The organism is Candidatus Margulisiibacteriota bacterium (genome assembly GCA_028715625.1).
Lineage (GTDB): Bacteria > Margulisbacteria > Riflemargulisbacteria > GWF2-35-9 > GWF2-35-9 > JAQURL01.
This window is the reverse complement of record JAQURL010000068.1, coordinates 1-13,756: the sequence shown is the minus strand read 5'-3', so window position 1 is coordinate 13,756 and position 13,756 is coordinate 1. Positions and strand designations below refer to the sequence as shown.

Sequence of the window (13,756 nt, the reverse complement as noted above, 5' to 3'; positions counted from 1 at the left end):
GATGAAGTTTAAGATAAACATCAGCCAGGTTTTCCATAAACAGTAAGTTATCCGGAGATAAAACAAGAGCAGCCTTAAATGCCTCTATGGCCTTGCTAAGTTTTTTAATACGATAAAAAATAATGCCGCGTTTATTATAAAGCTCATCTTTTGCTGTTGTCGGTTGGTTTAACGCAGCATCTGTAATGGCCAGGGCTGTTTGATAGTCCTTGGCAAGAATAAAAGAATTGATAATAATATAAAGAATGTCCCATTTTTCAAGTAACTCGGGATTGGTAACGATTTCTTGAATAATATGCCTAAAATGCTTTGTGGCTATAACATAATCATTTTGTCCGAAGGAAATCATTCCGGCCAACAGATTTTCCAATATTCCCCTAGCTTGCGGTGAAGTTAGTAAAGACTGCAACTGATCCCGAAAAGTCATAATTTAGATTATCCTTAAAGCTGCTTTAATACCATCCGCGGCACTGGAAATAATGCCCCCGCTATAACCGCTGCCTTCACCGACCATATAAAGATTAGTAAATCCTGCGCAAAGCATGGAATCATCCCTTAAAACCTGAACAGGTGATGAAGTTTTGCTTTCCAGGCCCATTATCAGCCCGGTTTCAAATCCTTTAACTTTTCGGCTGAAATCCTTAAGGCCTTCCCGCAGCGAATCGGAAACTACTGTTGGTAAAAGCTCCCAAAGCGGAGCAGGAAATAAGCCCAGCGGATAACTGGAACCTGATTGTAGATCAGTACCGGTCTTGTTTATAAAATTGGTAATGCTGCAAGCAGGCGCTTTGTAACCCTTTGCCGATGTGTAGAATTTTTCTTCCAGGCGCTGCAGCCAATCCAGAGCTTCTGCCGCAGTTACTTTCTTGGTAAGTAAAGTGTCCGGATTAACCGCAGCAACACAGGCAGCATTGGCATAAAAACCGGACCGTTTAAAATTGCTCATTCCATTCACAATATTGGAACCTTCGAAAGCTGTGGAAGGTACGATGACTCCGCCGGGGCACATGCAGAACGTATAAACCGGCAGGTTGCCTTTTATATTCGCGGTGAGCCGGTATTCGGCGGCAGTTACTCCGGGCAAATGTTCTGTACCGAATTGAGCCCTGTTAATGAGTGTTTGAGGATGCTCTACTCGTGAGCCAATTGCAAAATTTTTAGTCTGAAAGGCGACCCCTTTCTTCATCAGTAACCGAAATGTGTCGTAAGCGGAATGACCGGGAGCGATGACAAAATAATCAGCGGCCAGAGTTTCATTATTAGTAACAATTTCAAGAACCCGTCCCTTTAAAATTTTTAAATCCAGTAAAGTGGTTTCAAAAAGTATGGTCCCTCCTAATTGCTGATATTTGTCCCTTAGTTTTCTGACCAGGTTTTTGAGATTATCGCTGCCCAGATGAGGATGCGCCAGATAAGCTATTTCCTGAGGCGCTCCGGCCTCAATATAACAATCGATAATAAATTTTTTTTCCAAAGTCAGATGTTTGCTTCTGGCTGTAAGCTTCCCATCGGAAAAAGTGCCTGCGCCACCTTCACCGAACGCATAATTGCCTGCCGGCTCAAAAACTGCGTTGGTTTCAAAGTTTTTTATAGCTGCTGTTCTTTGTTTAACATCCTTGCCTCGTTCGATAATTGTAGTTTGAAAACCGGCTTTTTGCAGAACAAAAGCACAGAAAAAGCCTGCCGGTCCGCTGCCTACTATCAGTATTTTTTTATTTCTTTTTTTAAAAGGAATATTCAGCTCTGAACCGGAAGGCGCTGCGTTTACTTTGATTTCGGCGGAAAATACTCCGACCCTTACTTGCCAATGGATATTGCTTTTGTCCCGGGCATCAAGGCTTTTATGATCGATCTGCCAGGAAAATTGTTTGAGCCTGAGTTTTTTGCCTATTTTTTGTTGCAGCTGTTCTTCTGTATAGTCAGTTGGTAATTTAAACGATAATTCCTGATATCCCATGCTTTATACTATTACATTTCCGGTTGCGCTGTTCCTAAAGTTAAAGTGTAAAATAAAATACCTGCCGCAACCGCCACATTTATTGATTCCATATTTTTAGATATGGGTATCTTTAAGAATTTGTCGGATATCTTCTGTATTTCAGAACTCACGCCACTCGCTTCATTACCTAAAACCAGACAAAAGTTACCAACGGTTCCAAGGTCGGCAATGTCTTGAGCTTTCTCCAGTCTTGTCGTAAAGATCGGCATTTTCGTTTTTATTTTTTTTATTAAACTGCAGCCGGAATCTTTTTCTATATTAAGTTTAAAAATAGAATCTTTAGCTGCTTGAATGGTTTTGGAGTTATAAACATCGGCGCATGTTTCATCAACAACTACATTTGCAAAACCAAAAGCCATGGCGGTTCGCAGTATTGTCCCCATATTTCCGGGATCGCTGACGCCATTTAAATAAACAATGGATTTTTTTATATCAATTCTGCCTGGAATCTTTTTGTAGACGGCACATATACCAGAAGGAGTATCCAGATTGGAAAAATACTTATTAATATTTTCGTCTATAATAAAATAATCAGCCGTTTTACTAAGAAGATAACTAAGCATAGCGTCTTTTTTTCTTAAAAGTTCAGCATCGATAAACAAAGATTCGAAGCTGTAACCAGATTTAAAAGCGTCACAAATAATTTTAAGGTTTTCAATTAAAAAATTATTTGTTTCATCCCGGTATTTCTTTTTGCTTAATTTTTTTAAAAAAGTAATTTTGCTATTGGTTTTACTGCTTATCAGTGTGTTCATATTATTTTTTTCTTAGTTTCTTCTAACATATACCGAATATGAAGAAATAAAAATTACCGGTAATGCCAGAAACCCGGAATATATGGATTTAAAAAGAATAAAATGGAGGCCGTCCATTTGTCGAACACCGAGGTAGAAAAGTATGGGGATTGTAGGCAAACAGACCAGGGTAAAAAATATTGACAAGAAAAGGGTTCGCAGCACACGGTTTCCAGGTAATAACATTAACAGCTTAATTGGCATACGTGGATTGGAAATTAATCGCTGGGGATATGCTTGAATTTCTTCTCTGGTAGTTAGAATGTTAAACCAGGTAACGCATAAAGTAAGCGTAAAAGCCATACCTATAATATCCTGACTGATACTTATATGTCCATATAGGGGTAATGGTTTGAAACCATTTAAAAAAAGCATCCAGACAGCAACGCCCATATTAATAAAAATATTAATAAAAAACCCGACAAGCAGATTTATTCTTACTCCATGTAAAATAATAGATTTTTTAAAGGAGAGAGTATCAAGCACATTACTGATAATAGAGATGACCTTCATTTCTCTATTGTACAGACAACTGCCTATCATTTGAATAGGCAGCGTGCAAGTAAGGGAAGTTATTTCTTCTTGTTTTCAATTTTTGCACGAAGAATCCTGGTGACTATACCAAGGAAAGTTCCGTATAAAATGCCGAGCATGCTGAAAGCGAGACCAACTCCCATTTTGCTGAAACTTTGAAGTTGAGAAAGAATAAATACAATACCCAGTATTGTGCAAAGTATACCGCTGAAATAAAATAATTTTTCAAAGAAATCCAGTATCCTTGTGGATTTATAAAGACTGGTAGAATCCTCCGGATTGAAAGCATCTTTCCAGGCGGAATTTAATTCGGATACATTCCAGACGCAAAGAGAAGCGAAGAAGGTTATCAGTACAACAACAACTAGAGCAGTGGGGGCTAAATATGCCGAGAGGTTGGCGCCTTCCAGAAGCAGAACACAAAGAATTGTGCTGATAATTAAAAAAAGACCGATAAAAAATCTTATCACTGCCAACTCCAGTTTTTTATCCGGTTTGTTTTTTGATCCTGCTATAAAGTATACATCAGTTTTCATGAAAAAATAGACTCAGCATGCACGACTGAATATATTCAGTTGACATCTCAGACAAGGTGCCTCATACTGTAGCAGTTAAATATGACTGTTGAAATATAAAAAATTGTTGGACCTTTACTGATCTCTCTCCCCCAAGTTATCACCCTAAGTTCCACAACTAATGAAAATTAGTTCCCCTGTTAAACTAATTGCTTTATCAGCAGCATTATCAAAAACACCAAATCAATAAAATTATTGATTTGGCATTAGGATTTTGAGCAAAAAGCTCGGAATTACAAAATAGAAAAAGGAGAAAAAATGAGTTTTAGAGAGTTTAATTTTACACAAGGTATCATGGCCCAGATAGAGGCCATGGAATACAAAGAACCGACCCCAATACAAGAGAAAGCTATTCCGCTTGTGCTGGAGGGAAGGGATGTCATGGGGCTGGCCCAGACAGGAACAGGCAAGACAGCAGCATTTGTACTGCCGATACTACAGCGTCTTTTGGACGGCAACAGGGGTTATATAAGGGCACTTATTATAGTGCCCACCAGAGAACTGGCTGAGCAGATTAATACTGCTATTAAGGTTTTTGCAAAAAACCTGCAGTTGCGAAGTCTGGCAGTATATGGAGGAGTAAGCAGTTATCAGCAGATAGCCGCTTTAAAAAAGGGGGTAGATATTCTGGTAGCATGTCCGGGGAGGCTGCTGGACCATCTGGAACAAAGATATGTGGATTTGTCAGACGTGGAAACGCTGGTTCTGGACGAAGCTGATCATATGTTTGATATGGGTTTTTTGCCGGACCTCAGAAGAATTTTACGCTACGTGCCGGTAAACAGACAGACATTAATGTTTTCAGCTACGATGCCATCGGATATTCAACGTCTCGCAAGAGATGTTTTAAAAAATCCTATCACAATTGAGGTAGATCATACTGTTCCGCTGGACAGTATTTCCCATGTGGTATTTCCGGTTGAGCAGCATCTGAAGACATTACTTCTGCTGGAAATTCTTAAAAGTACGCCGGCGCAGTCCATACTTATTTTTACCCGTACAAAACAAAGGGCAAAAATTTTAGGGCAGAAGCTGCAGAGAAGTGGCTACAAGGCAATATCCTTACAGGGAAATCTTTCTCAACATCAGAGGCAGTCAGCTCTGGAGGGATTTCGCAAAGGACAATACCAGATAATGGTTGCGACAGATATTGCCGCTCGAGGTATTGATGTTTCGCAGATATCTCATGTGATTAACTTTGATATACCGGCGACAACTGAAGCATATACTCACCGGATAGGACGTACAGGAAGGGCTACCCGAAAAGGAGAAGCTTTTACCTTCATGACCAGAGACGAAAGAGGTATTGTGCATACTCTGGAACGCAACGTGGGAGCCGAGCTTAAATGCAGAGTGCTGCAGGGGTTTGATTATAACGCTGTAGCCAAGGCTGCGCCGAGCCGTGTGTCATACACCTGGAATTCCAGAAGATATTAATCGATAGACTTCATATATAAACATTGGGGCTGACCAGATTAACAGTTGGTTGGCCCTTCTGTTTTTTACAATGTTTAGGCTATTAGCTGGCTTGTTTCATTTACACAAAGTATAATAAAAATTATTGATCAGGAAAGGGGATTAGTATGAGCAAGAGTTATATTATCTGGGACCCTTCCTACAGCGTAAACAACCAATTGCTTGATAGCCAGCATCAAAAAATTCTAGAACTTTTAAATGAACTTTTTCAGACTGTTTCGGCGGGTGAAAATGTTTCACTAAACAGGATAATTGATGCTATGATCGACTATTCTCTGGGACACTTGAACGATGAAGAAAAAATTCTGGAGAGAATCAAATATAAAGATTATGAGGTCCACAGAGCTGCGCATCAACAAATGCGGTACAAGTCGCTGGAAGTAAAGGAGCAGCTCAGAGTGGGGTCTACAGACCTGCAAATTGACATACTGCATTTTCTCAAAGACTGGTGGTTAAACCATATTTTGAAAATGGATCATTTGTATGCTGATTCAATCAGAGGAATATAATGTGAAAGTTATTTTCCGGGAATTAAGGAACATACTCTAAACCCGAACTGGTTGTGGATTCGGGTTCAGAGTATTTGATAAAAATAATATTAAATGCCGCGTCCTTGCTTTTCCTGATTACTATAACTTGAACCGGGAACGAGTCCCGGGATAAATTTAACCCAGCCGCTTTCCACTGCTTGCCTGTTATATCTATATTTCAGTAATCTGGTAAAAAGGCTGGCGACGTTCGGTTGAATATTCGCGTTCCATTCCAGTATTGCCATAGGATCACCAAAAGCTCCGATTTTCTGAGTACTGGAAGTAGCCAGTCCCAAGGTTACATCCACATCCGGGCCGAAAGATTTTGAACGGTGAGAAACAACTGCTGCAACCACAGCCTCTTCTGGCAGACCGATCTCCTTAACTTTTTCATGAAGCTCTGCGATCAGTTGTTTAATAACCGGGAGAGAGTTGCAGTCTGCGTATTCAGACTTGTTAACAGTTGTGCTGACAAAATTCTGTTCACCATTTTTTATCAGGTATTGCACGTTTTCTGATAAAGCTATCATAAGAATAGATTTGAAAGGATCAGCAACCTGATTTTCTTTGATCAGCGGGACTGCGTTAAAAATACCCATACGATAGGCCCTGACCATTCTGGCAGGATTAGTGACCCACCAGTCGTCTCCGACCAGTTGTACATCACTTAGAAGCATGGATGCAACAGACCAGCCATACCAATCATCTTCTGACATCAAATCTTCAATAGAAGAGAAGACAACTCCGTTTTCATTGGTAAGATCAATAATATGACGCATCAAGAGTGCCTGTTGTGCAGAAGTCAGGGCGAATTTTTTATAGCCATCTTTATTAATTTCATCATCAGCTATTTCTTGTAATTCCAGTTCTGCATCATTAATGTTTAATCCTTTCGATTCGGCAAGCGGGCGTGCTGAAACTGATAAAAATTGCTTAAACCCTGCGGTTTCAATATCAGACAATACAATATGGTAACGTCCTTCTGTATGGTAATCAAAAACATAGCCTTTGGATTCCTTTACGTGTTCAGTGTACCTATACTGCTGTTCACGGTTTAATTTTAATACCTTGTTCGTTTCATCGATCTCGATCTTCTCATTATTGCCTAGAATTTTCATAAGAGGATTAATATGATAAACAGAGTATACATATTTTTCAGGGAAGTATGTTTCGGTACAGGCTCCGTCAATAGCAAGGGTTATATGCTTCCCAAGCTCAAGGTTGCTTCCTAGCGCTCTGCCCAGAAGTTTAACAGCTTCTTTATACAGCGATATTATCTCAAAAGGTGTACGGGTATTGTTAACTGTCATGCCGCCTTCTTTTGAGAGTTTTTGTACAGGATCATTTTTTTCAGCCAGCATTTTGTAAAGCAGACTATGAAATTTAGACAATGCTTCTTCAAGCATTTGAGGTGTTTTAGCAGCTGGGATCTGTATCATCCATTCCTGCCAGGGCAGTCCTTTGATCGTTTTACTTACAGAGACGTCCCAGGGATTTTTCGTTTCAAGTTCTTTAATTCCATTGCCGTGTTTGCCGGCAGAAAGCATAACACTTTGCGGCGGCACAAAAGCCATTTCGTTTAATCCGCCATGTCGTTTGTAAGTGTCATGTTTAACTTTTTCCAGACTTTCCAGCTGATAAACAGCACTTACCTTGAATATCATTTCTCTTACTGCGAGAGCGGCCTGTGCGCCAAATTCTCTCCAGCCGCCGATATTGTCTACATATTCACAAAGTGCCTCAGGAGTTTTAAGGATATCAATACCTCTCTCGGTATTATTTTGAAGCTCCAGAATAACTTTATTCCAGAGAATTTCTGTATTTTTTATGGCAATTTGTTTATCATTGGAATCAAGTGCTTCGTGGAAACCATCAGAGGTTCCTTTGGGAGGAACTACTTTTAATTCTACAAAACTATCCCATGCCTTCAGTCTTATGCACAGTGCAACCTGCTCATATCCATCTGAAAGTTTTTGCAAATTTACTTTTGGTGGAAAAAATTGAAGATGTTTTATACCAAGATTTGTTATTTGTTCAACCTGAACCCCGCAAATTTTATATTTTACCATTTAATTACCTCCTGTTAATTATTACTAAGCTGACTCCCTGCTGACAAAAGCAGAGAGCCAGCTGTTAATAACTAGTTACCCGCAGCTTCTAATTCTGCAGCAACTGCTTCCTGCCTTGCGATCTCTGACTGAGCCGCTGCCAATCTGGCTATTGGTACTCTAAAAGGCGACATACTTACATAATCCAGCCCAACACTATTCAAGAATGCGATACTCTGAGGATCGCCGCCCTGTTCACCGCATATTCCTATTTTAATATTTGGATTGGTTGCCCGTGCTTGATCTACAGTCCATTTAATAAGAACGCCTACGCCATCCTCGTCAATAGACTGGAATGGATCAAATTTTAAAATGCCGTCTTGAATATATTTCAAAACAATAGGCGCAACATCGTCTCTGGAAAAACCATAGGTCATCTGAGTAAGGTCATTAGTGCCAAAAGACATGAAGTCAACATACTTGGCAATAACGCCGGCGGTTATCGCGGCTCTTGGTGTTTCGATCATTGTACCTACCAGATAATCCAGTTTTAAACCGTATCTGGCCTCAACTTCTGCCGCAACCTCTCTGATAATTTTTGCCTGATGAATAAATTCGTTGGCATCCACTATTAATGGGACCATGACTTCCGGTCTGGTTTTAATTCCTTTCAGCTGTAGTTCAGCTGCTGCTTCAAAAATGGACAGACACTGCATTTTTGTAATCTCCGGTTGCATAATACCTAAACGAACACCCCTGTTACCCATCATTGGATTTTGTTCATGTAATTCAGCTCGTTTTTTATCTATTTGCTTTCTGGAAATATCCATAGCTTTCTCCAGCATCTGGACATTTTTTTCACTGATAGGCAAAAATTCATGCAGCGGAGGGTCCATTAAACGAATTGTTAAAGGTAAACCGTTAAGAACTCTTAATGTATCCGAAACATCTTCTTTCAGATATTTACCGAATTCTTTTAAAGCCGCTTCTTTTTCTTCAGGATCATCAGAAAGTATCAGTTTTTGCATAGCAAGCAAAACCATTGGTTTCAGTTCGTTATATACTGTATGTTCTACTCTGAACAGACCGATACCTTCAGCTCCAAATCCGATTGCTCTTCTAACATCTGCAGGTGTATCTGCATTTGTTCTTATTCCCAGTCTGCGAATGGTGTTGGTTAAAGACAGGAAAAATCTGAAAGTGTCGTTTTCTTCAAGATTGGGCTTTATCATATTTAACTGATCAGCGTAAACAATACCCTTTGTACCGTTAAGCGTTATCCAGTCACCCTGTTTAAAAGTCAGGGTTTTATCACCGGATTTTACAGTCATTTGTCTGGTATCTAAATTGATTTGAATATCTCCACAACCAACAATACAGCATTTGCCCCAGCCTCTGGCAACCAGAGCCGCATGGCTGGTCATACCGCCCCTGGCTGTCAGGATGCCTTGAGCCGGTTTCATGCCATGTACGTCTTCGGGAGAGGTTTCTTCTCTCACCAGAATAACCTTGTGTCCTGCCTTAGCCATTGCTTCAGCTTCATCTGCAGTAAATACGATTATACCCGTAGCGCCGCCAGGACCTGCCGCCAAACCTTTACCGATTATTGTAGCTGTTTTTTCAGCTTCCGGGTCAACCATATCATGCAATAATTCGTCTAACTGATCAGTAGTTACACGCATTAAGGCTTCTGAAATGGGGATTAAATTTTCGCTAAACATATCAATAGCAATTTTTATTGCAGCAGGGCCGTTTCTCTTGCCGTCTCTGGTCTGCAACATATATAGCTTGCCGTCCTGTATAGTAAACTCTATATCCTGCATATTGCCGAAATGTTCTTCCAGGACAGTTTTTATTTTACGTAAATCTCTATAAATTTTTGGCATCGCTGCTTCTAAGCTTGGTAGTTGTGAACCAGACTTGGACCTCATATATTCACTTATTGGGTTTGGCGTACGGATTCCGGCAACAACATCTTCGCCCTGTGCATCCGGCAGCCATTCACCAAGATATCTATTTTCTCCATCGCCCGGATTTCTTGTAAAAGCAACACCTGTTGCAGAGTTAGTGCCCATATTTCCAAAAACCATGGCTTGTACATTTACAGCAGTACCCCAATCATGCGGTATTCCTTCAATTTTTCTATAAGAGACAGCTCTTTTTCCATTCCAGGATTGAAATACAGCACCGATAGCTCCGTACAGCTGTTCCATAGGATCATCGGGGAAGGGTTTGTTTAATGTTTTAAGAATGATCTCTTTAAAATCACTAGCTAATTTTTCCCAATCGTCTGCATCAAGTTCCGTATCATTTTTTACACCTTTGGCATGCTTTACTTCATCCATTTTTTCTTCCAGCAACTGGCGTATGCTTTTGCCTTCTTCAGGCTCAATACCGGCGGCTTTTTCCATGACTACATCAGCATACATCATAATAAGCCTTCTATAGCAATCCCAGGCAAAACGGGGGTTGCCGGTTTTATCTATTAAACCCTTAATGGTTTTAGATGTAAGACCAACGTTCAAAACGGTATCCATCATGCCTGGCATGGATTTTCTGGCACCTGATCTTACTGAGACCAGCAGGGGATCATTTATATCGCCGAAATTTTTGCCTATTTGTTGTTCAAGGCGCTGTAAGTTGGCTTTAACCTGTTCCATCATACCTGCTGGATATGCACCATCATTTTTAAAGTATTCGGTACAAACCTCTGTGGTTATAGTAAAACCGGGTGGTATCGGTAATCCCAAATATCCCATTTCAGCAAGATTAGCACCTTTACCTCCGAGAAGATTTTTATCGGATGCTCGGCCTTCTGAACCTTCTTCTGCAAAGTAATAAACCCATTTGTTTAAAGCTATAATTTTTTTCATTACGTTGACTCCTTCTAATTGAATTGTGAAAGTTTACCCTGATTCCAAGTCTGAACCCCTGTGCACCTCCTAATTTTTTTGAAGACTATTTTTATCACTCTCTCTTATCGAACGGATTGACTAAATGTTGCAATGAAAATATCTGGTATGTTAATTTGTGAGATTGAATACAAATCAGTAAGGAAAAGAGAAAGAACTACTGATTAAATGATTAATTATTTTCCGGAAAAATGATCGGTAATTTTATATGGATAGTATTCAAATGGCAGCATAACCAATGTGCGGCCACTATGTTTCAGGCGATAGCGGAAATCCTCATAAATTTTAACATCAGCTGTTTTTACAAAGGAATGATGAGTTGCCAAAAGTTGTTCAAAATTTATAAATGGCCGGTTAGGATATTCAACTAATTCAACCAGGGTCTGTTCAGGTATTTTTGCCATTTTTTTGGCATAATTCAGAGCATCTATCAAATCTCCAGTTTCATCCGCCAAACGCAGTTTAACTGTTTTGTAACCAAGCCAAACTCTACCCTGAGCAATGCTTTCCACATCCTTTTTATTTAAATTACGTCCTTCGGCTACTTTGGTTACAAAAGTGTCATAATCAGCGAGAATTGATTTTTTTATTATTAATTTTTCATCTTTATCCAAATTACGGTCAGGTAAAGAGCCAAGAAGCGGGATCCACATGCCAAAACCCAGGTCTGCATGTTTTCCTTCGGCGACATAATCGGTAGACAAGCCGAGCTTTTGTTTGAGACCATTATTATAAGCCCATCCGCCGATTACACCTATTGATCCTGCAATGGTAAAAGGAGTGGTGAAGATTCTTTTGCCGTACATAGATAACCAATAGCCGCCGGACGCAGCAACATCACCCTGTGAGACTATAATTGGTTTATTTTCCGTACAGGTTTTCACCTCTTGCGCTACCATATCGGCTGCCATAGCCGATCCTCCGGGGGAATCCACCCTGATAACAATGGCTTTGATAGAATCATCTTTGATATATTCTTTTAGCTGAACAGATAAATCATGAGCATTTATACCGGAATCCAGGTCACAAATACCTACAGCATAAATTAAGGCAATTTTTGGTTTATCTTCCCAATAATTACGGGGTTGAGGAAGATTTGCCGACCAGTAGGAGCTTGGCTCCATATAGTCTGCATCCTTGTTTTCAATTACTTTTAAAATATCATCAACATCGGTCCAGCGTCCAGCAAGATCAACCAGTTTATACTCTTTAGCGGTTTTTGCCGAAAGCATAACTTCCTCATGTATGATCTGGTCCAGAATATTACCGGATATATTGCGATTTTTTGCGACTTCTGTTTTCCAGTAATAATATAGTCCCTGCACAATGGCTTGTTCTTGTTCTTTATCTGCCATAGACATATTTTCTCTGGTCAGGGTTTCATAGGCTGATTTATATTTAAAAAATCTCCACTCTTCATAACCAATACCCAGCTTGGCCAGCAATCCCTTTAAATAAGTTTTTCCGGATATAAATCCTGAAAGAGTTAGGGTTGCCAGCGGGTCGATAATTATAGTGTCACCCAAAGAGGCGATCAAATAATTAAACATTTCCGTGTCTTCAATGAAGATCACAATTTTTTTGCCATTTTGTTTGCATAATTTTAATTCTTTATAGATTTCATAAGTAAACGCAGGCGACATGTCATTACTGCCAAGATTTACAGCTATTCCATAAACACCCTGATCAAGAGCCGTTTGATGGATATTATCAAGCAGTGACAGCAAATCCTGATTTTGGCTGAAAATTACACTCGGTTGATATTCAATTGTTGAAGTTAAATCAATTTTTACAAATTTTTTTTGAGAAAGCATACCGGCTTTGTGGATTTCCGGTGCTTCACCGTTGCGCAGCCCCCATCCGGCAGGTGAAGTCCAGAATAAAAGATTGCCAAGCTGATAACCAAATCCCAAAGTGTATTGACCTTCATTATCTATTTTGGCAAAAAGTGACATGTTCGGAAGAGGTTTATAAACTATTCCTATACTGCTGGTTGTCTGAATACTGTTATATCTGGACATGTCCAGATAAGCTGTTACACGGTCATCCGCAAAAGGACGATAAGCTAATTCCATATACTGGTCGTTATCGACAGTCGAATATTTCCCGGTCCAACCCATAGATATGTTGGGAGTAAAACGCCACATAAGTCCGTAAGACTGGTAATTGATGCGATTCAAATAATTTAATCCGTCGTACCATCCATTGCCATAACCCAGACTAAATTGCCTTGATCCCATGGAGAGGGCCAGCATATGGTCAGTAAAATTTCCCTGACTCGACGAGTACATAAGCTTGTTATAAGACAGATTGGGCCATACAAAAGACAGACCGGTAACATCAGTGCCTTTGTAATAAATCAGGTCATTTTGAGCATAATTTGAAAGCAGGGCAGGGTTGTCAAAACCGCCCAGTCCGGCCTCAAAAGAGCCCGGTGAGCCGAGATTAAATTTGTTTATAGAACGATAATCCGGTATACTGGCCATGCTGAGCGAAAATAATATTATGGCTACTAAAAGTTTCTTCATTTTTTTTCTTTAAGAGGGATTATTCCTGCCAGTTCTCCTACTACATTTACCAAATCAGAATTAGCCGGAACAATTACTTTTGTATTATGTTCCAGGGATGATTGAGTAGCTTCCAGACGTTTTAATAATTGGGCATTTCCAATAAAGTATTTATTAGCGGATTCATTAACCAGACGGATAAACTCGGCTTCGCCCTCAGCTTCAAGAATCTTAGCCTGTTTTATGGCTGCTCTTTTTTGTCCATCAGCCGCGGTTTCTGCAGCAGTAGCAAAATCTATGGCGGCAATTTTTTCATTTTCGGCTTTTACAATTTTATTCATGGTTTCCTGAACATCTTTGGGCGGATCGATTTGTTTAAGT

The 13,756-nt window shown here is 39.9% G+C and carries 11 protein-coding genes; 2 read left to right on the top strand and 9 right to left on the bottom strand.

Annotation, left to right across the window (positions count from 1 at the left end):
• The 5 genes from PHV30_09975 to PHV30_09955 all read right to left on the bottom strand — a co-directional run.
• Positions 1-370, bottom strand: a 370-nt coding sequence (locus PHV30_09975) for a tetratricopeptide repeat protein (protein MDD5457344.1), incomplete at its 3' end; no start/stop codon positions are given.
• Between the two features lie 60 nt (positions 371-430).
• Positions 431-1,957, bottom strand: coding sequence for an FAD-dependent oxidoreductase (locus tag PHV30_09970; protein ID MDD5457343.1), 1,527 nt, complete (start codon positions 1,955-1,957; stop codon positions 431-433).
• Between the two features lie 11 nt (positions 1,958-1,968).
• Entirely contained in the window at positions 1,969-2,754 is a 786-nt protein-coding gene (locus PHV30_09965) for an RNA methyltransferase (GenBank protein MDD5457342.1), read from the bottom strand.
• 12 nt (positions 2,755-2,766) lie between these two features.
• The gene (locus PHV30_09960) at positions 2,767-3,306 is read right to left on the bottom strand and encodes a hypothetical protein (protein MDD5457341.1); all 540 of its coding nucleotides are present in this window, start codon (positions 3,304-3,306) and stop codon (positions 2,767-2,769) included.
• A 59-nt stretch (positions 3,307-3,365) separates the two neighbouring features.
• A complete protein-coding gene (locus PHV30_09955; protein MDD5457340.1) occupies positions 3,366-3,863 on the bottom strand; it encodes a hypothetical protein in 498 nt (165 codons plus the stop codon).
• A gap of 297 nt (positions 3,864-4,160) precedes the next feature.
• On the opposite strand from PHV30_09955, the gene PHV30_09950 reads away from it, so the two are divergent.
• Together PHV30_09950 and PHV30_09945 are read left to right on the top strand one after the other, a co-directional pair.
• Positions 4,161-5,339: a DEAD/DEAH box helicase gene (locus PHV30_09950; GenBank protein MDD5457339.1), complete on the top strand. Its 1,179-nt coding sequence runs from the start codon at positions 4,161-4,163 to the stop codon at positions 5,337-5,339.
• 146 nt (positions 5,340-5,485) lie between these two features.
• Positions 5,486-5,887, top strand: a complete 402-nt coding sequence (locus tag PHV30_09945) for a bacteriohemerythrin (protein ID MDD5457338.1) — start codon at positions 5,486-5,488, stop codon at positions 5,885-5,887.
• Between the two features lie 89 nt (positions 5,888-5,976).
• Here the strand turns inward: PHV30_09945 and PHV30_09940 are convergent, their stop codons facing one another.
• The 4 genes from PHV30_09940 to PHV30_09925 form a co-directional block, all read right to left on the bottom strand.
• The gene (locus PHV30_09940) at positions 5,977-7,977 is read right to left on the bottom strand and encodes a hypothetical protein (GenBank protein ID MDD5457337.1); all 2,001 of its coding nucleotides are present in this window, start codon (positions 7,975-7,977) and stop codon (positions 5,977-5,979) included.
• A gap of 71 nt (positions 7,978-8,048) precedes the next feature.
• Positions 8,049-10,829: a pyruvate, phosphate dikinase gene (ppdK, locus tag PHV30_09935; protein ID MDD5457336.1), complete on the bottom strand. Its 2,781-nt coding sequence runs from the start codon at positions 10,827-10,829 to the stop codon at positions 8,049-8,051.
• A gap of 215 nt (positions 10,830-11,044) precedes the next feature.
• Positions 11,045-13,396, bottom strand: coding sequence for a signal peptide peptidase SppA (gene sppA / locus PHV30_09930; GenBank protein ID MDD5457335.1), 2,352 nt, complete (start codon positions 13,394-13,396; stop codon positions 11,045-11,047).
• Positions 13,393-13,756, bottom strand: a 364-nt coding sequence (locus tag PHV30_09925) for an SPFH/Band 7/PHB domain protein (GenBank protein ID MDD5457334.1), incomplete at its 5' end; no start/stop codon positions are given. The genes sppA and PHV30_09925, both read right to left, overlap by 4 nt.

Coding starts and splice junctions, on each gene's coding strand:
- PHV30_09970 (MDD5457343.1), bottom strand. CDS start 1,957: ATGGGATATCAGGAATTATCGTTTAAATTACCAACTGACTATACAGAA.
- PHV30_09965 (MDD5457342.1), bottom strand. CDS start 2,754: ATGAACACACTGATAAGCAGTAAAACCAATAGCAAAATTACTTTTTTA.
- PHV30_09960 (MDD5457341.1), bottom strand. CDS start 3,306: ATGAAGGTCATCTCTATTATCAGTAATGTGCTTGATACTCTCTCCTTT.
- PHV30_09955 (MDD5457340.1), bottom strand. CDS start 3,863: ATGAAAACTGATGTATACTTTATAGCAGGATCAAAAAACAAACCGGAT.
- PHV30_09950 (MDD5457339.1), top strand. CDS start 4,161: ATGAGTTTTAGAGAGTTTAATTTTACACAAGGTATCATGGCCCAGATA.
- PHV30_09945 (MDD5457338.1), top strand. CDS start 5,486: ATGAGCAAGAGTTATATTATCTGGGACCCTTCCTACAGCGTAAACAAC.
- PHV30_09940 (MDD5457337.1), bottom strand. CDS start 7,977: ATGGTAAAATATAAAATTTGCGGGGTTCAGGTTGAACAAATAACAAAT.
- ppdK (MDD5457336.1), bottom strand. CDS start 10,829: ATGAAAAAAATTATAGCTTTAAACAAATGGGTTTATTACTTTGCAGAA.
- sppA (MDD5457335.1), bottom strand. CDS start 13,396: ATGAAGAAACTTTTAGTAGCCATAATATTATTTTCGCTCAGCATGGCC.